General features: G+C 34.1%; 17 protein-coding genes and 1 pseudogene. 17 read left to right on the top strand and 1 reads right to left on the bottom strand.

Annotation, left to right across the window (positions count from 1 at the left end):
• The first annotated feature begins 28 nt into the window (after positions 1 to 28).
• Positions 29 to 892 (top strand): nitroreductase family protein, encoded by an 864-nt coding sequence (locus EJA10_RS03205; protein ID WP_125478563.1) that lies wholly within the window; start codon positions 29 to 31, stop codon positions 890 to 892.
• A 350-nt stretch (positions 893 to 1,242) separates the two neighbouring features.
• On the opposite strand, the gene cspC is transcribed toward EJA10_RS03205, so the two are convergent.
• Entirely contained in the window at positions 1,243 to 1,443 is a 201-nt protein-coding gene (gene cspC, locus EJA10_RS03200; RefSeq protein ID WP_044394619.1) for a cold shock protein CspC, read from the bottom strand.
• A gap of 243 nt (positions 1,444 to 1,686) precedes the next feature.
• Here cspC and EJA10_RS03195 point away from each other — a divergent pair.
• From EJA10_RS03195 to EJA10_RS03115, 16 genes and pseudogenes are all read left to right on the top strand, one after another.
• Positions 1,687 to 1,815, top strand: a pseudogene (locus EJA10_RS03195) (excalibur calcium-binding domain-containing protein); the annotation flags it as partial.
• A gap of 304 nt (positions 1,816 to 2,119) precedes the next feature.
• Positions 2,120 to 3,058: a DNA/RNA non-specific endonuclease gene (locus EJA10_RS03190; protein WP_211340523.1), complete on the top strand. Its 939-nt coding sequence runs from the start codon at positions 2,120 to 2,122 to the stop codon at positions 3,056 to 3,058.
• 660 nt (positions 3,059 to 3,718) lie between these two features.
• Positions 3,719 to 3,898: a hypothetical protein gene (locus EJA10_RS03180; RefSeq protein ID WP_125478562.1), complete on the top strand. Its 180-nt coding sequence runs from the start codon at positions 3,719 to 3,721 to the stop codon at positions 3,896 to 3,898.
• Positions 3,899 to 4,342: 444 nt separating this feature from the next.
• Entirely contained in the window at positions 4,343 to 4,687 is a 345-nt protein-coding gene (locus EJA10_RS03175; RefSeq protein WP_125478561.1) for a hypothetical protein, read from the top strand.
• A 23-nt stretch (positions 4,688 to 4,710) separates the two neighbouring features.
• Positions 4,711 to 5,379 carry a DUF6946 family protein gene (locus EJA10_RS03170; RefSeq protein ID WP_125478560.1) on the top strand — a complete coding sequence of 223 codons (669 nt, stop codon included), beginning with the start codon at positions 4,711 to 4,713 and terminating at the stop codon, positions 5,377 to 5,379.
• A 195-nt stretch (positions 5,380 to 5,574) separates the two neighbouring features.
• Positions 5,575 to 5,883: a helix-turn-helix domain-containing protein gene (locus EJA10_RS03165; RefSeq protein WP_246017665.1), complete on the top strand. Its 309-nt coding sequence runs from the start codon at positions 5,575 to 5,577 to the stop codon at positions 5,881 to 5,883.
• Positions 5,884 to 5,909: 26 nt separating this feature from the next.
• Positions 5,910 to 6,173 (top strand): hypothetical protein, encoded by a 264-nt coding sequence (locus EJA10_RS03160; RefSeq protein ID WP_125478559.1) that lies wholly within the window; start codon positions 5,910 to 5,912, stop codon positions 6,171 to 6,173.
• A gap of 353 nt (positions 6,174 to 6,526) precedes the next feature.
• On the top strand, positions 6,527 to 6,952 hold the full coding sequence (locus EJA10_RS03155; protein ID WP_125478558.1) for a hypothetical protein: 426 nt from the start codon (positions 6,527 to 6,529) through the stop codon (positions 6,950 to 6,952).
• Between the two features lie 74 nt (positions 6,953 to 7,026).
• Positions 7,027 to 8,283, top strand: coding sequence for a hypothetical protein (locus EJA10_RS03150; RefSeq protein WP_125478557.1), 1,257 nt, complete (start codon positions 7,027 to 7,029; stop codon positions 8,281 to 8,283).
• Between the two features lie 13 nt (positions 8,284 to 8,296).
• A complete protein-coding gene (locus EJA10_RS03145; protein WP_125478556.1) occupies positions 8,297 to 9,802 on the top strand; it encodes a hypothetical protein in 1,506 nt (501 codons plus the stop codon).
• A 4-nt stretch (positions 9,803 to 9,806) separates the two neighbouring features.
• The gene (locus EJA10_RS03140) at positions 9,807 to 15,047 is read left to right on the top strand and encodes an ATP-binding protein (RefSeq protein WP_125478555.1); all 5,241 of its coding nucleotides are present in this window, start codon (positions 9,807 to 9,809) and stop codon (positions 15,045 to 15,047) included.
• Positions 15,044 to 15,880, top strand: coding sequence for a DUF4007 family protein (locus tag EJA10_RS03135; RefSeq protein WP_125478554.1), 837 nt, complete (start codon positions 15,044 to 15,046; stop codon positions 15,878 to 15,880). The genes EJA10_RS03140 and EJA10_RS03135 overlap by 4 nt, the downstream gene beginning before the upstream one ends.
• A 58-nt stretch (positions 15,881 to 15,938) precedes the next feature.
• Entirely contained in the window at positions 15,939 to 20,168 is a 4,230-nt protein-coding gene (locus EJA10_RS03130) for a hypothetical protein (protein ID WP_125478553.1), read from the top strand.
• A gap of 179 nt (positions 20,169 to 20,347) precedes the next feature.
• Complete coding sequence (locus tag EJA10_RS03125; protein ID WP_125478552.1) at positions 20,348 to 21,208, top strand: DUF4007 family protein; 861 nt, start codon at positions 20,348 to 20,350, stop codon at positions 21,206 to 21,208.
• Positions 21,209 to 21,222: 14 nt separating this feature from the next.
• Positions 21,223 to 24,678: a DUF6079 family protein gene (locus tag EJA10_RS03120; RefSeq protein ID WP_125478551.1), complete on the top strand. Its 3,456-nt coding sequence runs from the start codon at positions 21,223 to 21,225 to the stop codon at positions 24,676 to 24,678.
• Between the two features lie 191 nt (positions 24,679 to 24,869).
• A complete protein-coding gene (locus EJA10_RS03115; protein WP_246017664.1) occupies positions 24,870 to 26,162 on the top strand; it encodes a hypothetical protein in 1,293 nt (430 codons plus the stop codon).
• Positions 26,163 to 26,383 lie beyond the last annotated feature (221 nt).

Raw genomic sequence — 26,383 nt, 5'->3', positions numbered from 1 at the left:
CCTTTGCTTACTTTGAAAGAGGTGCATAATGAGTAATAATAAATCGGCTATTGAAACGATGAAATATCGTCAATCGATCAGAGCATATGATACAAGAAAGCTTTCTGAAATTGATTACAAAAAGATCATAGAATACATAGCAACTGAAGACAATTTAATAGGACCTTTTGGCAATAAAGGACGAATTGAGCTTATTCAGATTACGAACAATGTATCAGAAAAAGGAATCAAGCTTGGAACGTATGGATTTATTAAAAATCCGCAGGTTTATCTGGTCGGTCTGTGTGAAAATAAGAAATACTCTTTGCTGGAATTCGCCTTTACATTTCATAAGCTGGTGATTTATTTGACAGAGCTTGGACTGGGAACCTGCTGGATGGGCGGCACCTTCAGCAGGAATTCCTTTGAAAGAGAAATTCAGCTTGCAGAAGGAGAGTTTATTCCATGTATCACGCCATCAGGCTATCCTCAACAAAAGCAAAGAGTATTTGATAAAGCGCTTCGTTATGTAGTGAAAGCCGATAATAAAAAACCGTGGGATCAGTTGTTTTTTTACGGGAGTTTTGCAGATCCGCTTGATAAAGCAAATGCCTTACGTTTTGAGATTCCCATCGAGATGGTGAGGCTTGGGCCTTCAGCATCAAACAAACAGCCATGGAGACTAGTATTGTCTGAAGATCGGCAAAAGTGCCACTTTTATATTGAACATACCCCGAATTACAGTACAAGGCTAGGATATGACATGCAAATACTCGATATTGGCATTGCTATGGCTCAGTTTGAGTTAGCATGCAGTGAACTGGAAATTAAGGGTCGCTGGGAAGTTGCAGACCCGGGACTAGAACTCCCGAACGGTCTGACAGAGTATATGGTTAGCTGGATACAGGTTTAATAATACCTTTACTGGCCAGGATTTACCACGAAATCATTGCAGCACAATCAGTAAAAATTGTGCTGATGAAGTCACAGAGAAATAATTGAAATGATTTGATTCGATAATGATACACAAGAACCGGCCCTGTATCTCCTTTTAGCTATTTAGTAGTGAAAAATAATTGGATAAAATCAGCCTAGAGTCAATTTAGTATGTTATACTGGAAACAAACCTTTTTATGTTTAAACCTTTTTACATTACCGTTCCATCTCCCTGCTCAAATTTTGAGCAGGGTTTTTTATTTTATTTTAGGAAATATAAAAAAACAGGCTCTATATAAAGAGCCTGTTTGTATAAATGATTTAAGATTAAGCTTTTTGAACGTTAGCAGCTTGAGCTCCACGAGCACCTTGCTCAACGTCAAATGTAACTTTTTGACCTTCGTCTAAAGATTTGAAACCTTCACTTTGGATAGCTGAGAAGTGTACGAATACATCGTCTCCACCTTCGCGCTCGATGAATCCGAAGCCTTTTTCTGCATTAAACCATTTAACTGTACCTTGTTCCATTTTTGTTGCCTCCTAGTGCGTTATCGCACAACGTATTACTATCCTTGCCCAAAGTGATCATCAAGACGAAAAGTTGATACTTATACAATCCTTTACACCGAACAAAAATAATTCTTATTCATCATAACAGGAAAGGGAAGATATAGCAAAACATTTCTGCCTCAACTAAAATAGCACACTATTAACGCTGACCATGACAAGACGAAGGCAGAAGCAGAAGCTACAGCAGCTGCAGCTTCAAGTGGAGGACCAGAGATCTTTGCCAATTGTACTGAACTGAGGAAGAAATACTCGAATGGCGTTCCCTCAGATCATCCAGCCTATCGGACTAAAATGGATAGAGATAATGATAATTTTGCATGTGAAAGATAGTGTATTATCAATTACTAGACCTTTCTAATGTATTGAGTTATGAATAATCCCCTCTCAAATAAGGAGATGGGATTATTTTTTTCTTATCAATTCTTAACCCTAATTACTAATTGAGGGTAGATTGAGCTGTAAGTGCTAAAAAAGTTCGAGTTGCAAACTGAAACTGTACAAGCATTTATTGAAATTTATTACTACACACATCGAACAATGTATATACTGAATTAAGGTGATTTCGGAATGTACTATTATCAATAGGTTAACAATGTTAATCTAGGTTATGAAACTATTGTAGGAGAGTCATAAAATGAAAAAGATAATGAACTATATAATTTTACTTTCAACGATCATCTTTATGGTTGGTTGTACCAACGTAGAAGATGCTTCCATTACAGATAGGGAAACAGATCCACAAGAAGTTACTACAGTTAACACAAATGAAGATAGTGATAAAGAAGAAACGAACACTACAGTGGTTGAAGAACCAGTAGTAGAAGAAACACCAACCCAACAAAATAATGAACTGTTCTCAGGATACAAACTTATTGAAGTTGATGGCGGTGATTTGTCTGGATATCGTGAAGCTAACGTGGTCGTAGACATTGGTTATGGGGACCGAGAATATTGGGCATTTACCAATGAATACGGGCAACTAGTACGTGTCGTAGCTGACGAAATCATTCTACAAGATGACCGTAACGAACCTGTATTATCTTCTGGCAGATACTACTCTGATGAAGCAAAGGTTCCCGGTGTCGTAAGTGACGTTTTAGATGAAGGACATGTGATTGCTGATTCTCTCGGAGGGGTATCGAATGCTTATAATATTACCCCACAAGATAGTGCGCTCAACCGACATGGTGATCAAGCATATATGGAAGAAGTGATCCGTAAAGCAGGCGGAGCCACTCATTTTGAAGCAATTATCACCTATCCGAATAAACAAACGCAGATTCCTTCAAGCTATAAGTATACTTATACTATATTGGGTAACGAGATCGTTGATGAATTTGACAATCTGGACCCTGAGGTAGTAAATAAATCAACCGGTTCAACAGGAAGTGAGCCTTCCGATTCAACCAGTTCAAACACAAACGGTGATATTTCAAGCGTTGATACAAACGGTAATGGACAGGTGACGATTAAAGAAGCAAAAGACGCAGGTTTCAGCATGCCAATCACGAGTGATCATTGGTTATACCCATATATGGACGATCGTGATAATGACGGTATGGTAGGTGAGTAAGACACGAAACAACTTTAAGGCAGTATAAATGAACGATGAACATTTTCTTGTTGGCCGATTAACAACGAATTTGCGAATGAGTGTGTATAGGAACAACTGAATTTAATGGTCATATCATCTAAATTAGTATGGTGAAAATATATTTGTCCTTCACTATGGGCTGCTGTTCCTGGTAATCGGAGGAGTATTATATACTGTAGGAGCGATTTTTACGTCTGGCCCGGGTTCCATTACCACCGTGCAATCTGACATTTTTTTTGTATTAGCCGGAACGGTCAGACACTTTTTTGCCGTTTTGAGTTTGTTGCCACAATTTTATATTTTCTAGGTATTAGAACTGAAAGCGGCAGTTACTATTTACTGTCGCTTTTTTGTTTGTCTTTTTAAAGGTATTCCGTATAACACCGAACACTCCTGTCACGATCCTTCAGCCCTGGACGATCCCAGATCTGAAACGCAGAGAAACAAGTACCACAGAATTCGAGATTCTTACCTAATGCAAGGAATGAGATGACACCTCTAAGCAATGAGATCATTAAGAAGTACGGCAGTCCAGAATACAACATTGTCGATTTGGAAACAGACCTTTGGATCTTCGAAGGATATGTAGCAACAGTAATGAATTAGGATACGATTGGGGATAACAGAGACGCTGCTTATTTGAGGTCAGAAAACTTTCAATTAACATCAAATGATGATTTTGTCATCCTGTATGGAGTCAACCACGAACAAACCGGTAAAGAAATCATCAATAATGCCAGTATCTACGGAGTGGAATTGTTTAATGGTGTAGCGGTCGCCCAAGTCTCCGCACAAATCGAAAATTCCGCGGCTGAATAATTTCCGGAAGGTTATGACAACGGTAAATTCTATTATGAATGTAAATTTTCAAGGAAAGAAGATGGAGAAAGCATCACAGTTTTGCACGGTCCCAGATGACATCCATCAACAAAAATCCTGTATCCAATGAAGGCGTCATTATGATTGTCTACTCCGTATGCTTTCCCATCAGGATTTCCTGCACTATATGACTTAATTTCTCAATTTTTTGTCGATATTGAGATATTACGTTTAATAAATAACTTTCTTCCCTTTAACTCCAATTTGCCAATTCCATCACTCCTCATTTTCTATACTGATAACTCCTTTATAAAGAAAAATATATGGTGGATAAATAGTGAAAATGATTCTAAAAATTTTCTAAGAGCTATGCCTAAAAATGGCAGGGAAGTAAAGTTCATTTGTTGAAAATTAACAATTATAAATTAAAGAAAGGTGATAAGTATGGATGAAAAACAAGCCTGGAATGCGATTGTGTCTCAGTTAACTGGAAATAACAACGAATTTCCTTCTGTTCCGAAGATCAACAAGACCCCTGTATGGTTCTCTGCAAGCACAGATGGAAATAACATCTATATAGACAAGGCAACCGAACATGTCCCTTCTAGTAAGTTATCAGCACAAAGAAAATTAAATTACAGCACGTTTAAAAAGGTTTATCCTCTATATTTGAGACGGGAAAAAGGAGAATCTGTGAGTCAGGAGGTTACTTCTATTACTGTAAATCAAGTATATTACTTCTCACTTATTAAACATCTAGCGAATGACACAAATCCGGTTTTAAAATAATTTTTTTATATTAGGGGGTAACTATGGGTAAATACTTTGTGCCATCTAAAGGTGCAGCATCCTGGAGGGAACTGCTGGCTGACCAAGATAAGCATTGGAAAGAAACTTATTCTGCATATGAACTGGCGAATTGCTGGGAGGGGGCAGAAAGCTTGCCTGGGTCTGTGAATAATGTTTTTAAGAAAAGCGGAATCTCCCTGTTTCAAGATGTACAAATTTTATATGGATTTCCGGAATACAAGATAGGTTTGCCGGGTGGAGGGGCTAAGTCTCAAAATGACCTTTACCTGCTAGCTAAAGCTAATGGTGATCTATTGACAATCATGGTGGAAGGCAAGGTAGCTGAACCATTTGGTGAAAAAATTATCACTTGGAAGGGAGAAGTACCTAGTGAAGGAAGACGGAAGAGGCTGGAGTATCTTCTGGACCTTTTAAAATTAAAAGAAGAAGATGCCCTACACACTAGATACCAGTTACTTCATCGAACTGCCTCTGTAATAATAGAGGCAAAGAAAGTCAATGCGAAAAACGCCCTAATGCTTGTCCACTCATTTAGTAAGGAAGGAAAATGGTTTGAGGATTATGCTCAGTTTGTAGAGTTGTATAACCTTGTAGCTATTAAAGATGGACTTGTAGGTCCGATAAATATTAATAGAATCGATCTTTATTTCGCTTGGGTTACTGGTAAATAAGTTTAATCAAAAAATTTCCCGAAGAAGCTGATTTTTAGGGATTCCAAAGGAATATGTCAATAGAACGGTAGCGGCAGTTATTTGACTGTCGCTTTTATTATTTCAAAAGTTGTACAAGGGAAACAAATGCCGTCATATATACGTGTTCCAAAATATTCAATAGTTATCTAATGGTTGTAAAAAGGAGTCTTTCCATTGGGTAACGAAGAGACGATTCTCGTTGGTAAAATCATTGAAAAGCTGCGAAAAAAGCAATTGCTCAGTCAGGAAGATCTTGCGTATTTTAGTCAAAAAGACCGTAGAACAATAAGTGATCTAGAAACAAACCAATATGGACCAACACTATTGACCATTTTCAAATTAGCCGCTGCATTGGAAATAAAGCCATCAGAGTTGGTGAAAGAAATAGAAGAAGTTGATGAAAACGCCCGATACTATAATCAATTTTTAGCTGAAGTTAAAGAGACAAAGTCCGTACATAAAAAGAGTAAAAACTCTAACTAGGTGATTGAATTAACGGAGGGACACATATGTCTTCAATAAATTATATTGATCGGAGCGTTTCTCAATTCACCAACGAGTACTTAGATGAAATTGAGATGGAAGTCATAAAGTATCATGATCACTATAAAGTGGTTGTGACTATTTGCCAGGAAGAACCGCCTTATAAGGATTTTATTGGGGTTGGGGTGGATAGGTGGAGTGGGAGGCGGGCTGCTAGGAAGGCTTTGAACGGGTTGTACATAGACGCCTATCCACAGCTTTTTCATAAAGATGTACTAAAAGGGTATTGACCAAAATTTTGGTTAATACCCTTTTTAATATTCCAAGTAAGAAGCTATTTGCAGATTATTGCAAAACAAATAGAAATTATTTAAAAAGAGAGGGTAGTTAATTAAGTCTAGAATACGTTATAATTTCTGGAGGCTAATCGAGTTGGCTCAGATAGGCAGTGCAAATTGGGTACATATAAAATTAAAAATAATAATTAAGAAAACCGGAATCCATATAAAAGAGTGCGTTTTCATGGCTTCCTAAAAAAGATATAAAAAATTTTTCTGATTTTTTCAGATAGTATTGAAAATCCCACAATTAACTTTACAAATAATGTTAAAATAATTATAACGAAATAAATAGAGGTGTTAATATGCATATAGAATATATCAGATATTTACAGTCCATGAACAACGCTAATAGTTCAAATGACAATTCAATAGCAGAATCTCAGTTTTCTAGCCCTTTTTATGAAAAAATCCGTGTGGAGAGAAAGATTGGCAGTTACCTAATAAAAAAAATTAAAGAGAAGCCATCATTTATAATATTAACTGGTCATGCTGGTGATGGAAAAACTAGCTTATTACATCAAATTTTACGTCAAGTTGATGCAATCCCAGCTGAAGAACAGCTAAAAGAAGAAGACACTGTTCAAAATCGGATGACTGGAAACCTATTATATTATGTAAAAGATATGAGTGAGTTGGTGAGTGACAAACAAAAAAATGTATCCAACAGGGGCTCACAACTATTAACAATGAGGGTTCAAGTATCATTGTTTCTAATACAGGCCCTTTAATTGAAGCTTTTAAAAATTATTATTCAGAATCAACTTTACATGAAAATGAAATAGAGATGGACATCCTTAAATTAATGGATGAAAATTCATTTAAAGAAGGATTTATAGGTGACATATCTGTCTTAGTAATAAACCTAGCATTATTAGATAATACTGACATTGTGCCATTTTTGATAGATAATTTATTAAATGAAGAACTTTGGGAAGGTTCTGAAACATGTGAATTAGGTTTATCATGTCCGGTACACAACAATTTTTTGACTTTGAAAAAACATCAAGAACAATTTAAACGGTTTGCAATAAATTATTATCGCTGGTTAGCTGATAATGACATGAGATTGACAATACGGCAAATTCTCTCACATCTTTCATATGCGATTACAGGAAACTTACAATGCAATAAATTAAATGTAATTAACCGTCAAACCATATTATTTGATTATCATATTAGCAACTTGTTCTTTGGCTATGTAGGTTTCACTGAAAATAGAGATGCATTAAAAATTAAATCAATCATTGAAATTCAAAAGTTGAAGTTAGATGAAAAGAAATTAATATACGATCAAGATCTTTTTGTGAAGGAGAACTTCGATATATTAGTTGAAGAAGTCCGGGCGATTACAAAAAATACATGGGATCATTTTATGCGTCGCAGGCTTTACACTACCGAACAATTACTTTATGGAAAAGAACCATTTTTAATACGGAAAGCAATGCGTCGTATGGCGATTTTATTCTCTGAGATGGATGAACAGCAAGCTGATCAGTTATTTGGTCTTTTATATTCGCCAATATATCCAAGATATTTATCATATCGTAAAAACGGCATTCGCTCCCGCTCAAAGCGCCAACTGAAAGAAATAGTTTTTAAGGCATTACAAGTCATTATTTTGGGGGAGAGTAGCGAAGTTAACTCTGATAGTGTACTGTATTTGCCATTAAAACGTAACGGACTCAGTAATCAAAATGTCTATCTATTAATAGGTAAGATTGATTTTGATAGCTTAGTAGTAGATTCGGAGCAAATCAAAAATACAATTTCGGATGAACCTACTTATAATATATATATGAAGTTTAATCGGTTACCACAGACCTATTCATTGCCCTTACCTATTCTTGATTATTTCTATCAAATTGCAAATGGGTCTCTTTCAACAAAGTTGAATCCAGTGCTATCTCATGGGATTCACCGTTTAAAAGCGCAGTTATATAAAGAATATAAATTTGCCGATGGTGAAGAAGTAATCAAGTTGTTAATTCAAACATTACAAGGACCAAAAATTATAGATATTGAGTTAGATATGGACAATAAAAAAATATATTTTGACTAGGAGATAGACTAAGATGACATTAGAATTCTTTCCTAAATATGAAGGATATGATATTAATTCACAAAATCCTCAAATTCAAATTTATGGTCATCGTATTTATAAAGACCAAACGTTATTCGAATATTTATTGGAATTTTTATTAGTATTTATATCACCTAAAAGCGAGGGCCAAAAGGACTACCTAGAAATAAAATCAGATGGTTTTTATTTCAACAAAATTGAAGATGAGACAAAAAGGCTACATTATTATCCAGCTCCTAAAATGGGGTTAAAACGCTTTATTTTCTTCAACAGAAGTGATCAGGAAAAACGATTTGAAATTGACCGCTATGCTTTAGAACATCATCGCGAACATTTAAAACAAACAATTCAAATAGAAGGTTCCAACTATGATAAGGATTTCGCGTTAGACATATTACAAGATTTATTCTACGGTTATACCGCTATTAGCGGAAAACGATCTTGGTTTGCACAATCATTATTGCCCTTAACACCCGAAATTATTTTTAGTGAATCAATAGGCAATAAGAAAACACGAACAGAAAATCTATCCAAGGAAGATACTTTCTTAAATATTGATCGTGAATTCAATTTTTCTCAACATATGTTTATGGCTCGAGGTGGCGAGGTCTATTATTTACACGTTTTACAAGGGTTAAATAAATTAGGCAATGATTACCGAAATCATTTATCTAAAAAGCTAAAAGAGATGATTATTTCCATACCGCAATTGAGTGCGCTCGCTAACTACATTCAAGGTGAATGGGAAGAAGTTGTAGATGCTCCTGTTATCCAGCAACGGTTTCATTATATCGACAAGAAAATGGAAGTTATTCCAAAAGACTACGAAAATGTAGCGCATTATACAGTCGAAGAACTGAATAATTTACTATCTAGTGAATTGGATGCTTTTGAAAAGGTGGAACTAGTAGGAAATTTAATAGCCATTCAGATTATTCGTATGATGACTTACCGCTCTACAACTGTTTTAAACTTAAAAGATAGACAAGCTTGGATAATCGATTTAACCAAGAACACCCAAGGTTCTATACGCAAAAAGGCTGTTCAGGGCTATCAGCAACTAGAAGAAAATGTTTTTAGAGCAATTTATAGAGTTTATGATGAAGAGATGGCTAAAACAAAAAAGAATATATTACAAGATGCTGCCAAAGATACGAGCCTGTTAATTCGCAAGTTAGGAAAGGATATTGGCTTGGTCATTCCTCCTACAGGAGGTTCTATGCGCATGTCCTTAAATGAAAATCTAGTAAAAATCCTTGTGTTAACGCTTATAAAACCTGGGGAACGCCTATTATTCACGACATTTTTAAGGTTATGCTATGAACACTACAATATTGTGATTGGTCCTAAAGAGGCAGAAAGACATTTTGAAGATATATCTTTTTTAAATGATTTTAATGAAAATGAGCATATTTTCTTAGAAATATTACGAAACAGTGGTTTTTTACGAAACTTATCGGATGCTACTTCTATTGTAGAAAATCCATTTAAGAGGTGATTAAATGAAAGCTTATATTGAAAAATTAAGTGCATATATTGAAGATAAAATTAATAGTACTGACCAAGCAACATTCATTCGTCTAGATTATTTTAATCATCCAACAATTTATTTAGAGGTAGCAAAATTCTTGACTTCTCGTTTTGACAGTATAGAGGTTCAACTTTCTGAAGAAAAGTACAATATTTGGAAAGATGAATATACAACAGAAATAGAAGAAATGCGAAAATTAGGATTCGTCAGCATAGATCAACGCTTCACAAAGCTTCGTAATGAGTTTGGAGAAACTAAAAAATCTGTAGTTTTATTAGCTACAGAAAGTGTACAGGATAAGGGCGGCTTGGCAGACTTCTATTCTATTTCTCCAGCTGATATTAATACATTATATAAAGGGAGATATGCAGAGTTTTTTGCTACTTTAGACATTGATGATCAACGAGCTATTGCTATAATCAATCATCTTTTTGCTAGTATCTTTAAACATGTTCCATTAGATCTTTTTAAAGTGAGCGAGATTGCTGATAGTGTATCTGAACAAAATTTGTATCAAGTTGAAGAAATTGTTGAATACGTTTTAAAAAACTTATGGGTTAAATTTGGATTACCTAATATTCTTACCGTAAATAATAAATTGCTTAGCGAATTGCATAAAGGCAAAACGTTCAAATTACTAGAAAACGGTGAGAAGTTTATTAAGCGCGAGACGTATAAAAGCGGATTTAGTAATAGTGCTGAAAAAAAATTACGTGAAAAATTCAACAAGTTTAAAGAACAAAATGAAAAGTTTATCGAGTATGAAGCAAGCATTAATTCCACATTTGGATCTTATGAAAAATATTGCGAGGATATTATAGACTTTGCCAAGGGTGGGAATTTAGATAAGTTACGTCCAAAACTAGCAGAATTTGACCAAGCGATAACCATAGAAATTCTAGGCGTTAAGACTGAAGGGGAAACTCCAATTAAAGACCGAGTGAATAAATTAACAGGCGAACCAATACACGCGTATTCACAGATGATCTTGGAAGTGCTAACCCAATTGCCAGAGCCAGTACAATCCTCAGATAAAGTTGTAATAAATGTAACTGCTGCTAAGTTAGCAGAAGGGATTCTAGAGGAGGATCGTACAAATCGGTGGAATGAAATATGCCTCTCTTTAGGAGGGCTAGTTGATTATCTGAATGTAAGCGTACAAAATGTTGTGACAGTTGAATATTTTAATAACGAAGACCCATTTGCCTTAAAAAATAAAGCAGCAGTAAGTTTAGACTTTATAAAAACACCTAACGCACTTTCAAAGATTTATTTTGAAGTTAAATTGGCTAGTGATGAAAAAACTAAGTGGTTCTTTGAATGGTCATTTAGTCCCTTTGATTATTGGCTACAGTCATTTAATTTAATACCTTATATTGAACAGCAGCTTGCATTAAATAATGAAGATAAGCTGCCGATCTTTACGTGCAAGCAGTTAGGAAATTTATTAACGAGTACTGATATTTCCTCATTCCACTACCAGTTAACAAATTATGAAATCGTTTTGCATAATACTCTTAAGATTTTTAAAGAATCTAGCACGAACGGTAACTTTGATGAAAGGAAAGTAGTAAACAAACTTTATCGTTTAATTAATCCATTTATGAAATTCGTCATGGAAATCAATAATAACGGTTTTTACAATGCAATTAATGTTCAAAAAACATTGGTTACTGCAGAATTAATAAATACTTATGTAACGATCTACAATGACTTATGGACATCATATAGTAAGTACCCTAACTTTGAAAAAGAACATTTTTATTTAATTTCAAATTTATTTTCAATAATAGAAGAAAAGGATTGGAAAGAGCGAAATAATATTGTGCAAGGAGCTATCATACCGCCAATTCATCCTGCTATGTTAGAAAAAATAGAGGCTCAGCATGCTTTTATTCGCCAAGGTTTGGTAGATGTGCTAACGGACTTGGTACAAAACTTTGAAAATGTTAAGTTGTCAGATTGCCTACAAAGGTTATCTAAAGTTGAAAATCAATCTGCTATTTTATCTGGTGTCGATTGTTTAATTACACAGAATGAAGTGAATCGCGCACCGACACATGTTTTAGGATATTATGCGTTGCATGGCGAGTCAAACCATACACAAATCATTGATAGTTCTTACCTAATCGAAACAGACTACGAGGATGATTTAGATGAAAATAATGAACTTAGGACGAGTTCATCAAAAGCATTTATAATCCAATCTCATATCGCGGAATATATTAAAACATTCCCATCCAATATAGATGCATTGTCGCTATGTTTCATTAATTTTGACCATTTATATCCGATTATTGAAGGAATTAAAAATTTCATCAAAGTCCAGCAAAAACAAGCTGGGAAATTTAGTTTAGAACTGGATATTTTGACGTCTAAAGTAAATTATAAAGCGCAAAATTATGTGAAGCTGTGGTTAGATCAAACGTTTAACGTAGACGACGATATTGAGTTGAACATTCAATTCAACACTTACAAAAATGCAGACATAGCTAAGTTAAATGAGTTTTTAGAATATAAAGCGTATGACTTAGCATTTATTGATAATTTATTATACACAAGTGATATTAAATACAAAACGAATGTTGGGAAGAAAATTGCACCGAGCGAAACAAAATTCCCAATGGTATTCAACCCTATTCCGGCACCTGAAAATAAAGATGAACGTAGTGTTTCAATAAGTCAGATGCAATTCGAAGCATCTTTTGCCCATTCTCAATTAGTTTTCTGGACACAAAATGCTTATGCGAAAGAAAACGAGTTTTACCGAGTAGAGAAAGTCCTATCAATCCAAAAAGGCATTATGGATCTATTAGATATCTTCCATGAGAAAGCCCGTTGGGTTGTTAGTATTGATACTGGGCTCGATAAGCAAATTTTTGATCCAGAAAATATCATTAGCTTTTCAACTGGAGAAGGAATTTACGGGGAATTAAATGTTGCGATTTCAGCTTCAATAGAAATGAAAAAGGATATTCAAGCACGATTAGAAATGCGATTACGAAAGCTATTTCCATCATGGCTGCCTGAAATGTATAAGCAAGCTGCAGAATATTGCTTAGGAGACTCAGTCATATTAGACGGCATTAAAATTCTAAGAGCTTTAAACCCATATGATTACGAAATCCATAGTTATTTATCAAGTCTATTAGCCGTTCAATCATTAAACGTTACTGAAATAAAGGAAGAAACACTACTGAAGAGCTTTATTTCATTGGACTCATATGATCATTGGTTTAACGATGAACCAAACCGTCCAGATCTATTAGAATTGGAAATTGTCCGAAATGAAAATGACAATTTACTATACATTAATGCGAACTTAGTAGAATGCAAAATGGGTAAAGAAAATCCAATACACATAGAAAAGGGGATGACACAACTAGAGAACAGTTATAAATTCCTTTCAAGCGTGTTTTCACCAGACTCAAAAGAGCATGATCGCAGATACTGGTTTGCACAATTGTATCGCCTGTTAGCTTTTTCGCCTATCTATTTAACGAGTGATGAATTTGAGCGTGAACGTTTAAACAGTGATCTGAATAAAATTTTAAACGGTGAATTTACAATTAATTGGAAATTAACACTTTTAACCTATTGGCTAGACTATAATGCTGAAGAGCTAGAGGTTATAACACATAACTTTTTCGGCCAGGAAGGTATTCAAGTAAATCATCATCCCTATGGACAGTTATATATTCAAAAACAATTGTTGCCTGAAGCTGAGCGTACTGCTGTACAGTTTGAAGATGCGTCAAATAAAGAATATGAAAATTTTGCAGATGACGAAAGAACTTTCAAAGAAATTGCCAAAGAAATAAATCGTCAGATAGAAGATGAATTAGTAGATGATCCAGTTGGTAATCCGGTGATTGAATATCCGCCACTAGTTGCTGAAACAAAACCACCAATTGCTCCTACTGTTTCTAAACCACCAAGTGATAAAACAATTAAGGAAAAGGGTGATCCTGCTTCAAAGCCGGATACAGTAATTATTTTAGATCCAGATCGGGAAGATCCAGTTTCTCCGTCGGTAGTAATAGAACCAGAGGTAGATGGGGAGCCATCAAAACTACAAGATGTAAGGATCCTATTAGGTAGAGAACAGCGTACTAATAAAGAAATTTATTGGGAGTACGGACATCCTAAATTAGAAAACCGCCACCTACTAATTACAGGTACATCAGGGGTTGGCAAAACATATTTTATGCAATGCCTATTGTTAGAGCTAGCAAATAATAATGTTTCAACACTGATTTTTGATTATACTGATGGCTTCAAGAAAAGCCAATTAAACGTTGACTTCAAAGAAGCTATGGAAGGCAAGATAATTCAATTTAATGTACAACGCGAAGGGTTTCCGATAAATCCATTTAAGAGAAACTTAAAAGAGTATGACGAAGATGAATACGATTTAGAATCTGAGATTGACGTGGCAGAGCGGATTGCAGGAATCTTTTATTCTGTATATAAAAAGAATGGTATAGGGGATCAACAGAAAAACGCGATCTACAAAGCAACTGTTAGTGGATTGCAAAAATATGGCGATAAGATGAGTCTAGATTATTTACGTAGTGAACTTGAAAGCTTAGATAAAGGTAGTGCAAAAACAGTATTATCTAAAATCGATCCGTTAATTGACCGCAAACCATTTGCTACTGAGAATCTGTTCGATTGGGAAGAATTGCGTCGTGAAGCGGGAAAAGTCTTTATTGTTCAATTAACAGGGTTTAACCGTGATACACAAGTCCTATTAACTGAATTTATCTTATGGGATATTTGGAGCTATAATTTATCACACGGTTCAGTTGAAGTGCCTTTCCCAGTGATTCTTGATGAAGCGCAGAATTTAGATCAATCAGAAACCTCACCGAGTGCGCGAATCTTAACTGAAGGACGTAAGTTTGGTTGGTCCGGTTTATTCGCTACACAAACGCTTCAGTACCCAATTACTAAAGATGCGATTACTCGTTTTCAAAATGCTAGTCAAAAAGTACACTTCTTACCACCAGAGGGTGATAATAAGAATATTGCTAGCTTCTTAAGTCCGGAGAGTGATGAACAGAAAACATGGGCAACAAAACTCTCAAAGTTGTCAAAAGGACAATGTGTGGTTGTTGGTTCGAATCGATTACCAGATGGAAAATTAGGACCTAAATCTAAGCACGTTATTGACGTAACACCGTTGCATGAAAGGAAAAGAGTTAAATGAGTAATAAAGAGTTAATAACATATCACCTTAACTTTCATCAAAGTTTTGCGCCTGAATTAGAGGCCATCTCACGTATCGTGAGCTTGGCCGATTCAGATGCGGGTTTTTTAACGAAAGAAGAGATTTCAGAGAAAACAATGATACCCACGGGCAAAAGTTCTGGAAAAGTAGAGCCCCATATTTATTATACGGCAGCGATGAGGTTGGTTACTTTTGAAAAAGTAGATAAGAAGTATGAATGTAAACTAACATCACTAGGCAGAAAGGTTTTTTTAGAGGATCCTTATTTAGTAGAGAATATTTCAAAATTATTATTGCATGCTTTTTTAGCTGATAAATATTCTGCGGCTACTTTGTGGTCATATTTGTTTAATGAATTTATTCCTAAGGTAATGCCAAATTTTAATGATGAACTTATTCAAAATGCTATAGAACGAAAATTTTCTTCTAATGTTAATCTAACACCTTTTAGAACTTGTTATAACAGTGATCTTTCATTAGGTGAAATAGGGTTAATTAGATTAGAAGGTAAAGGCTATGAAGTTGAACCACATCGTATATCCAGAGAAAATGTGTATGTGTATGGGTATCTATTATTTATAAAATGGGAAGAAATTTTAGCAGATCGATCAGAGATTACATTTAATGAGATTGCAGATATCTTATCTTTTGGTAAGCCTTTTTTATGGAGAGAGCGACAGTTGCGAGATGCATTGGATTTGATGCAAGATGCTGGTCTGATAAAAGTTAATGCACAATTGTCACCAATAACAATTATTAAAAATCAGAACTCTTCCCATTGCTTAGATAAGATGTTTTCACTTTTAATTTAGTTCCTAACAAATAATTGATTAATGAAACACAACAGTGGTTGAAAGTGAGTTGAAAAGTATGTATAAGTTTCGAGATATAATTCGATTTAAAAAGGAGTTATATTTTAATGGAGCGGTGCAGGTTGATTGGTTTTACAATGATGAGAAGCAGTATGATGTAGCAAGTAGTTTTGTTTTTCATGGCCCGGAATACTTTGGAGTAGCAAAAAATGAAATTACTTTTAAGAGTCATCGTTTATTAGATACTGCTTCATTTACAAATATGTTAGTAGATAAGATCTATGGGGAAAGCCCATTATCGAATTTCTTCTTAACAATTGCTCCGTATGGTACCGGTAAGTCGCATCTATCTGTTACACTAGCTAGCTTTTTGAGTGGGAATATTAAAGCTCAACAAGCAGTTTTGAGAAATTTAAAATCTGTGGATGCAAATATTGAACAACAAGTCTCTAAACATGACTTAAAACCAAACTTAGTGCTTATATTAAATGGCATGCGCGATTTCAACTTGAATTATGAAATATTAAATGCAACCCAAAAATCTTTAAAAGCCCACAATGTCGATTCAGAGTTTTTGAAAGAATTGACTAAGTCGTATGATATTGCACGTGTGTTTGTCGAGAACACATTTGATAATTTTCAAGAATTATATATAAAACATGGTGATATGTTAACTAAGACAGATGCTGACGCTAACTTGAAGCACTATTTGATTAAAAATATTTTGAATGACGCTGAAGTATTTGAAGTAATTAATAAAGTATATAAAGATATAAATGGTACATATATTCGTTGGGATGAGGGTGTATCTGCTGGTGATGTATTAGAAAGAATTGCAGATAAGCTTTGTGGTGAACGAGAACCATTTAATAAAATAGTTCTGTTCTTTGACGAATTCGGTCGTTATATTGAATTTGCTTCAAGCAATCCAACCAAAGCTTCTGATGCAGCATTACAACAAATATATGAAGCGGTGCAAAATGCTGATGATAAAATAGTGTTCCTTGGATTTATCCAATCAGATTTAAAGTCATATTTAACCCGAGTCGATCGTACAGCAAATATTAATCGCTATGTTGGGCGTTATGAATCCAGTGAAAAAGTACACTTATCTTCAAACTTAGAAACAATTTTCGCGAATTTAGTTGAACGGAAAGATGTAAAGGCGTTCAAAGATTTAATCACTAATAAAATCGAAAAGAATGATAATGAGTGGAAACAGTTCCACAAAAAGTTAATGAGATGGGCACCTGAAGCGGATAATTCAAGTGTTTGGAGTAACTATGAACATTTCAAAAAAGTAATTTTGGAAGGGATATACCCTCTTCATCCGCTTACTTCGTGGATTTTATCAAACCTATCTTCTTGGTTACAACAACGGTCTGCGCTAACATTTTTAGAAAGGCAAATTAATGAATTAGCAGATCAGCATGTTAATGAATTTGGGGACTTATTGTTAGTGCCAGCGACAAGTATAATTCGAACTGAATTCTTTAATGAATTATTAGCTGCTGAACAAGAAGGCCGTAAACAAAGTGAGTATTGTATTTTATACAATCAAATCTTAACTAAATATGGTGATAAATTTGATGAGCGTTCAAAGGAAACTCTAGCAGCAATCTTAATTAGTCGTATTGGTCGCTTTAAAACACATAATAGAGTTGAATCAGTTGAGCTAATAGCAAATGCTGCTGGCCTCTCCGTCAAAGAAGTTGAAATAGCAATTAGACAGCTCGAAGATCAATTTGGTGTTTTAAGTTACGATGAAGTAGCTAATGTTTTTGATTTTGTTGCAGACGCAATAGGTGTGAACGATTTTAAGGTGTTAATGAGGAAGAAAAAGCGGAATCTCGAAATTGATATGGCAGTTATTTTAGATATGGGTTTAAGTGACGAGCTGCAACTAGGTGATATTGAGCCCGCATTCGGTAAGCGTCATTTTATTAAGACGCGTGAATGGAAATTCACTCAAACTATCTTGCATATTAGTGATTTAACACCTCGAAAATTAGCCCAAATTAAAATAGATCATTTAGAAGCGCTAGAACCTGACAAAGCAAAGGGTCAAATATTCTGGTTGTATGTACCAAGTGATTACGAACCTGAAAAATTCAAAGTGATTCAGCAACTTCTGAAAAACGAAAGGTTTGATGATTTACCAATAGCATTTTTTATTTTAGACGATAAAGAAGATAAATTTTATGAAGCTATTGTGGATTATCGGGTATCTCAAAACTTTACACAACAAGAGATTGATAAATATCGACGATTTATTGCGGATTTTCAAGAAAAAGCTCATTCTGTCCTGTTAGATGTATATCGCGACTTAGCAGCAAAACGTTTGTTAATTACTAGTGCTACAATTGATAAAGTTTCAAGTAGATTGATAATGTTTACAAATGAAACATTTGAGCGACTATATACGAGAGTAATACCGTTTTCTTATACAGAGTTTGCTAATGCTACTTTAGGTAAAGCAAAAAAAGGGCTTTCAAGAATTAGTCGTATTGTTCTTTCCAATGTTATTTATCAAACATTACATTCTGAGAGTGCCGATATTAAAGGACGTATAGAATCGATTTTATATCAAAAGTCGGTAGAGTCTTGGGCTGTTTTAAACGAGGAATACAACTTAATTGCTCCAAAAAATCCAAAAGTCCAATCCATTTTTAGCGAGTGGGATCAGTTATTAGAGAAAAATGGTGAATTTGATATTCAAACATTGTTCGATAAATATCAAAAAGTACCCTACGGAATTAATGACTATGCGCTTTCTTTATTAGTAGCGGTATACTTGGCTTCACGTCGAGAGGAAACAAAAACACAACTTAATAATCAACGCATACGTTTAGAAGAATGGTCGACAAAAGTGTATACTGACAAAAATATAAACTTAAAAGAGATGTTTGCTACTAAAGTTGTTCAAGTAAAGCCTGAAGAATCAGCAAACAAATATTTAAATTTATATAAAAAGGTTACACAGAATAGCGATGTTAATGTCGCTAGAGATTTATATTCTCAGTTTCAAGATTTAAAATTAGAAGAGGACATTCCTGAAGAATTAGAAGATAAAGTAACCAATATGGAAATACTCTTGAAAGAAGGTTATAGACTATACGATGAAACTGTGAAATTATTCGGTTCTTTAAAACAAAAATTATCAGAAACAAAACGTAAAACTGACGATTTACGTGGAGTATTTGAAATTTTAGATATTACTAAAACAATTCAAAACGTAGTTGGAAGCTCAGATAAATACATTTATAATGAATCACATTTAATTGAAGCTCGTAGAATTGAAGAAGCAGCTCATAAATATTTTGAAGATACTTTCTCTATTTTTTTAAGATCATTAAAATGTCAATCTAGGAGTCAAGCTACTGCTTTTGAGAGATGGTGTAGAAAGTTAATTGATTCAATGAATCGATATGGATATAAGAAAGAAGCAAAAGCGCTAATAACTAAAGTCGAAGAAATTTTAGATAACTTAGATCCGGTTCAAGATAAAGTGAATGAGTACGTTACAAAGGCTTCCCCTGGACCAACCCTTGGTTATTCTAAGCTTATACAAATCAAGGAAAATGGTGAGAAACTATTACCACTCATTGCCCATAGCAAGCTAAATGAAAAAGACAAATTAGCCAATGAAAAGCAAGTTAATATGGTATTAGAACAAACTAGAGCAGCTCTAAAAGTTTTAACAGATGAAGTGATGGAAATCTACGATGCGATATATGATATTAAGACACTAACTGATTGCCAGAAGTTCTTCATGAGAGTAAAGATGATCTTAGCGAAGGACATTAAAGAAAATGATCGTGAAGGTATCGAGGAAGCGGCTAACCACGTGCAAAACTTCTTAAATGATATTCCAGCAATTAAAGCGAAGCAGGATAATCGATTTGAATTAAGACAAGAACTCCTGTTATTAAAAGATAAGTGGACAGAAATTGAATCAGAGGTTGATTTCATTCAAATCATTGAGAATTATGAAAATGAAATCCTAGATCGCTTAAATCAAAAAGAACAAGAATGGTTAAAAGCATTTATAGTTGAGAGCAGCGTATTAAAAACATGGTCTGCACAACAATGTACTACATGGTTAAATCAGGTTAAAAACGCACCAAGTTATTTAACTGATAAAAACCTACAAGTCTTATCGGGTTTTAAAAACCTTATTCATAACCGCATGAAAGAATTGAATATAGAAGCAGTAATAAGTTTGTTTAACGATTTATCAGGGGAAGAAAAAGTCGAAGCAATAGAAAAAATGAAAAACTTATTGTAATTCCTCACTGCACTTTATAAAAAGTGCATTTTTTTTGCGAATATATATTCGCTAAAGACGTGCACTATTGATATAATGTTCATTGGAGAGTACCACCAGAAGGAAATTATAATTCATAAATTAGTAGTTTTACTCTTCTGGGTAAGTTAACCAGAAGTGAATATGGGGGTTAGATATATTTGGCTTACGGTAGACATGAAAGTTTCTATTTAAGAAATAAATGGATAAGTAAAGGGCTTAGGTATGTTTCAAATAATAATAATTTCTTTTATGATAAAGATAATTTTGAAAAAATTGGTCTAGGTAAAAACATGGTCCGTTCCTTACGTTTTTGGCTAACAGCCTTAAACTTAATAGAAGAAAATAATAAAAAACATACATTAACTCCCTTAGGTGAAATTATTTTTAATAAAGATCGATTGCTAGAAAGACCATCTACTGTAGCAATTCTACATTCAGAGCTACTGTTAAATAAAGGAGATACAGCAACGGTATTTAATTGGTTTTTTACTAAATATAATGAAACTATCTCAACAAAAGCAGAATTAAGAGCAGCCTTTAAAGAATGGGTTAATATAAAAGAGCCAAAAGGTGTATCGGATAGATCACTTAATCGAGATATCGATGTATTAGTTCAACTGTATACTAAAGAAGCTATTGAAAGCGACCCAGAAGATACAATTTTCAGTCCATTTACTACCCTGCATTTACTTAAGGAGGAACGTTCAGGAGATAAAAGTGACACTATTCGTAAGAATTCAATATATTACGAAAGTGGAGATTTAACTGCTTTTTATTACACATTGATTCGTTATGCTAAACAAGAAAAAGTAGAATATGTTCAATTAGATGAAATTTTGACACATGATACATTGTGGGGTAAAGTATTTAATTTATCTAAAACAGAGGCGATTGATATTTTGAATAGTTTAACTTCACATAGAAAATACCCGATTGAGTATGTGCGTACAAATAATTTAGATAACGTAAAGATACCTCAAATTACAGAGCTGCAATTTTTAAAACACAATTACCGATGAATTAGGTGGAAAGAATGACATTTAAAACGAGTGTAAATATTAGATTTGATATTGGTAAAGAAGAATTTATTAATCGTTATATTCCGACACCCTCACATACCGAGGCTTTAAATGGTTTATTAGATGGTTTCGTAGGATCAGGGAATCGTTCTCATATTATTGTTGGGGCATATGGTACAGGTAAATCCTTATTAGCAACTGTCGTCAGTACCCTAATGTCTAATCAGTCCAAGTGTATTGAAAAGTTAAGTAATAAATTTCGTCATTTTGATGATGAAATCGCAGAAAAGATTCAGCAGGTAAGTGGAACCGAAAAGAAATACCTGCCAATCGCTCTAAGTGGTAACGAAGGACGTTTTCGTAAATCGATTATTAAAGCATTACTGCAAGCATTACGTAATGAAGGGGTAGAGATCATTCTACCTGGTGTAGCACACAAGATTATTGAGACAATTACTTTGTGGAAAGAATCTTTCCCACAAACATTTGAGCAATTCAAAGCGTTAGCGGAAGAAGCAAACTTCGAGTTAGAAGGCTTTCAAGCGAAGATAGTGGAAGAAGATGAAGGATCAATTGAATGGTTTCAGAGAATTTATCCAAGATTAACTTCAGGTGCTCAGTTTGAAATGGACTATAGTGATAATTTTCTATTTAAAATAGAACTTTTATTAAAAGCCGCTAGTGAGCATAAAAAAGTTTTAATTATAATTTATGATGAATTTGGTCGATTCTTACAAGGGTTGCCGAGTGATTTAATGAATGAAACTATGCAAGACATTCAAGATTTAGCGGAAATAGCTGATCGTGAAACATCATTACATTTTATGTTAATTACACATAAAAATTTACGCCAGTACTTTGTCGGCTATAATGACGAAATAGCGAAGGAATTCCAACGTGTTGAAAAGCGTCTGCGTCAATATAATATTTCGAGTGACCAAGCTACATTCTTAAAAATTGCTCAAGTGATTTTAACAGAAAATTTAGAGCATAAGCCATGCATCGATCCAAAGCTAATACCTGGGATGACAAAAGGGATTCAAACGTTCCCAATGTTCCCAATACTAAATGTAGAAGATCGTCAACGAGTTATTATTGAATCTTTGTATCCTGTGCATCCAGCCACAGTATATCTATTGCCTAAACTTTCTAGCGTATTTGGACAGAATGAACGGACATTGTTTACGTTTTTAGAAAGTAATGAAACAGGTGGACTTCAAAACCATATTTCTAAAACAAATGACTACTATTTGCCGTATAAATTATTCGATTATTTCTTCACAAGTATGGAAGATACGGAAATTAGTGGTTCTGTCTCGGAGGAATTTGTACTTTATCGAAAAGCCTTAACTCGTGTAAATACAAAGGAAGTTGATTTGGATGTAGCGGAATCGATATTAAAATTAATTTCCATATGGAAAATTTGTAACTTATCAATTCATCAAAAATTGACAACTGATTTTATACAGTTTGCATTAATACTAGAAGATGACGTACTTGCATTTACGTTAAAAAAATTAACGGATGCTAAAGCTATTCGGTTTAATCCCTTAACAAATGATTGGGAAATTCATACTGGTAGTATTGTAGATTTACAACAAAAAATTGAAAAGCAGAAAAAATCTTATGTATTAAGTCCTGAAGTAGTATGTAAAGTATTATTATCAGATTTTAAAGCGAAATATTTTTTCCCGAACTACTTTAATGATGAACATGAAATGACTCGTTTTGCTAAAGTAACCCTTGTACTAGAGTCGCAGTTAAAACACTTAAATCAGTTTCGGCTGAAAAACAGTCGATATGATATGAATATTTACTATATTATTGCAGAAAATTCTAGTCCGAAAAAGATATTAGAATACATTTCAAATAAACAAAGTTCTACCAAAGAAGTTTTTGTAGTCCATCCACAGACTGTAAAGGTTATTAAGTCTCACCTAATAAATGCTGCAATACTAAAAGAGTTTATGGCTGATAAAAACTTGTTAGCAGAAGATAAAGGTATTTTAGAAGAAATTAAAATTTTACAAAGTGAAACTGCTTTTGCAATCGCTAAGTATATTAATAAGTTGCAGCGATTAGATAAAGATTTACTATGGTATCACGTAGATGGCGCACAACAGCCACAGTCCGAAAAGGAGATATCAACATGGCTTTCAAGGATTTGCGAGAGGTTATATCCACAAACACCAAAGATTGTGAATGACTCATTTAACCGTATGAACTTATCCTCACAACAAAAAGCTGGTTCAAAGCAAGTTATTGATGCCATATTAGAACATCCAAAAGAAGAACAATTTGGTATTTCTGGTACAGGACCAGCCTATGCCATTTATGCAGCTGTCTTTAAAAATAATGAGCATTTTGAAGAAAATATTCATATGATGGATTATGAAAATATCATTTATCAACCATATGCTATGTTACGACAAGAAATCCTTACACTTTTAGAACGTAAACCTACAGGTAGCTTTGCAGACTTAATCCGTATCTTTACTGCTTCACCCTATGGTATCCGTCTACCCGTTGTGCCGTTGCTACTGGTAGCCTTGCTGAGAGATCGGTGGAGCGAATTTATGCTATATCGTAATGATATATTCGTGCCAGGAATTAACGGTGAAAAGTTATATGAGATTTTAGAAGAAGAAGGCGCTGAAAACTACCGCTATACTTATGAAAAAATTGCTGACAATCACTTGAAATTTTATAACCAACTTGATTCAGTGTTTGCAGATTTTACGGAAGAGCGTTTAGAAGGACAAAATGTTTCTCGATTGATTCAAACGTGTGGTACTTTAGTAAAATGGTTACGTTCATTACCACGTTATATACAAATTACACGGCAAGTATCATTAGAGTTTGAAACACTAAGAACCTTAATTAAACAAACAGAAGTAAAACCTCAACAAAGTTTAAATAATTTATATGACACTTTTGGCTACAATATTGAAGCACTTCATTCAGTAAAAGAATACGCAGAAACTTTGATTGATATAAAGAGACAACAAGCATATGAAGAGTTCAAACGTGTAACATCTTTAACCTCGAAAGTACAGTTAATAACATGGCTACAGCAGTATGAATCATTTAAGAAAACAAATGACTTAGTTAAAGCATTAAATTCTTCGCAAGATAACAATGAGTGGTTTAACGAGTTCTTAGAATTATTTACAGGTGTGCGTTTTGAAGACTGGTCAGACAAAACCTTTGACAAATTTGTTGGTGAACTAGAAGATAGCATACGAGAATTAACAGAGGTTTTGTTAGATGAAGAGGTAGCTAATCAAAGTAATATAGTATCAATTAAGATCGGTAATCAAACAAAGACAATTGCGAAAACCGAATTCTCAGTTAAATCTAAAACGGTGTATTCAAATATCGACCGTATTTTGAAAAATGCAGGACGTAATATCCCCAAAAACGAAATCGAGTATATGATACTTCTATTAATGCAAGATTACGTTGAATAATGAGGTGAAATGATGGAACAACATATTGTGGTGGGATTTGGAGGTATTTATAGTGCCTACACTGTTCACGAGCTGAAAAAAATATCCCACCAGAAGCAATTAAATTATTTTTTGTAGATTTATTTAGTGATGTATCGGATGAGCCGCTGTATTTAAATAATGCTCAATTTATGATCGATGTAGCATCGAAATTGGACGTAGAATTAGTTAATGTGGATATATCTAATAACTTTGAAAAAAATATAGATACTATTATAGAGGATAATATCGCTTTAAAATTAACCAGTCTTGCAGAACAAGTGTCCAAAATGTATGGAGATTTATCTAAGGTTACCATCCATTTTCCAGCAACACCTCTCTGTTTAAAAGGTCAAAATAAAATTTGTGTCGAAAGCATAGAAAATGAATGGGCAGATACGTATGAAGTAAGAGTGTTAATTGAAAAACTTCTACCACAGATAAATGTAGTTTTTTCTCTTGAAGATTTAGCTGAAGAAAACATTAAGGAGACAATTCAAGAAGAATGGGAACTTGAATTGCCACGGTCTGAACGTAAACGTGTTCATATTGCAATGTTCTCCGGTGGTGCAGGTAGTGCTTATGTATCTTATTATATGGTTCAGGCATATGGCAAAGAAAACTGTAAATTATTTTTCACTAATACATTATGGGAAGACGAAGATAACTTGCGTTTCATGGATGAAGTATCTGAATATATTGGATTAGAAATCACTGAAATTTTAGATGGTCGTACTCCTGAAGAAGTATTCTATGATATGAGATACCTAGGTAACTCTCGACTAGCGAAATGCTCAGAAGAATTAAAAGTTAGACAAACACTAATCTATTTAGAAGAATTGCGGGACAATGAAAAAGTAGAACCAATCCTTTATTTTGGTATCGCACCACATGAAAAGCATCGTAGAGATGATAGTCATGTTAAACGTCGTGAAAATAATATAGAAGAAAATAGTGCAGATATGAATATTCGTAAGGCAGCGGGTATTCGGTCATTTTATGCTCATTTTCCAATAGAGCCAATTGAAACCCGTTTCCCACTTATTGAAACATTACGTGAAGATATTAATGCGAAAGGGATTATTCAATATGAATGGGGTATAAAGTTGCCTCGAATGTACACAGCTGCAATAGAAGCTGCTAAATTAGAAGAAAATGTATTAGCACAAAAACTCGTAGCGAGAGGTATTAATGGATTCTCACATGCAAACTGTGGAGGTCGATGTGTACGAGGTGGATTCCAACACTATGCAACACTTTATGCTATTTGGCCAGATCAGTATAGAGAACAAGAAGATATGGAAAGGCGATTCCGTGAGCATTTTGACAAAAATGTTTCAATCTTAAAAAAAAATGGTGGCTCATATACCTTAAAACAATATCGTGAAGATATGGAAGCCGATGGCGTAGAGAAGTATCTATTCCAATCAGACGATACGATTCCATGTGTATGTTCGTTCTCCTGAAAAATATTTTTATAGAGCATGGAAAAATAAAAAGTCATAAGTAAAAAAATGTTTTAATGCATTAATTGTACTTTTGGACCAAAATATCATGTATTCCTGCTTTCACTTTAGACTTAGAAAAATGAAGGAAAATGACTTAAGATAAAATGAATAAAAGGTGTTCTTTCCTACAATGATTTTTAACTGAATTATAGCTGCCAGTGGCAGCTTTTTTTTTATAA

Source organism: Mesobacillus subterraneus (assembly GCF_003937825.1).
Lineage (GTDB): Bacteria > Bacillota > Bacilli > Bacillales > Cytobacillaceae > Mesobacillus > Mesobacillus subterraneus.
The sequence above is the reverse complement of the archived record's forward strand: the minus strand, read 5'-3'. Positions and strand labels throughout refer to the sequence as shown.

Bases quoted from the DNA above. Each gene is read 5' to 3' on its own strand.
- EJA10_RS03140 (WP_125478555.1), top strand. From the start codon at position 9,807: ATGAAAGCTTATATTGAAAAATTAAGTGCATATATTGAAGATAAAATT.
- EJA10_RS03175 (WP_125478561.1), top strand. From the start codon at position 4,343: ATGGATGAAAAACAAGCCTGGAATGCGATTGTGTCTCAGTTAACTGGA.
- EJA10_RS03150 (WP_125478557.1), top strand. From the start codon at position 7,027: ATGGATGAAAATTCATTTAAAGAAGGATTTATAGGTGACATATCTGTC.
- EJA10_RS03135 (WP_125478554.1), top strand. From the start codon at position 15,044: ATGAGTAATAAAGAGTTAATAACATATCACCTTAACTTTCATCAAAGT.
- EJA10_RS03145 (WP_125478556.1), top strand. From the start codon at position 8,297: ATGACATTAGAATTCTTTCCTAAATATGAAGGATATGATATTAATTCA.
- EJA10_RS03205 (WP_125478563.1), top strand. From the start codon at position 29: ATGAGTAATAATAAATCGGCTATTGAAACGATGAAATATCGTCAATCG.
- EJA10_RS03190 (WP_211340523.1), top strand. From the start codon at position 2,120: ATGAAAAAGATAATGAACTATATAATTTTACTTTCAACGATCATCTTT.
- EJA10_RS03120 (WP_125478551.1), top strand. From the start codon at position 21,223: ATGACATTTAAAACGAGTGTAAATATTAGATTTGATATTGGTAAAGAA.
- EJA10_RS03160 (WP_125478559.1), top strand. From the start codon at position 5,910: ATGTCTTCAATAAATTATATTGATCGGAGCGTTTCTCAATTCACCAAC.
- EJA10_RS03130 (WP_125478553.1), top strand. From the start codon at position 15,939: ATGTATAAGTTTCGAGATATAATTCGATTTAAAAAGGAGTTATATTTT.
- EJA10_RS03170 (WP_125478560.1), top strand. From the start codon at position 4,711: ATGGGTAAATACTTTGTGCCATCTAAAGGTGCAGCATCCTGGAGGGAA.
- EJA10_RS03155 (WP_125478558.1), top strand. From the start codon at position 6,527: ATGCATATAGAATATATCAGATATTTACAGTCCATGAACAACGCTAAT.
- cspC (WP_044394619.1), bottom strand. From the start codon at position 1,443: ATGGAACAAGGTACAGTTAAATGGTTTAATGCAGAAAAAGGCTTCGGA.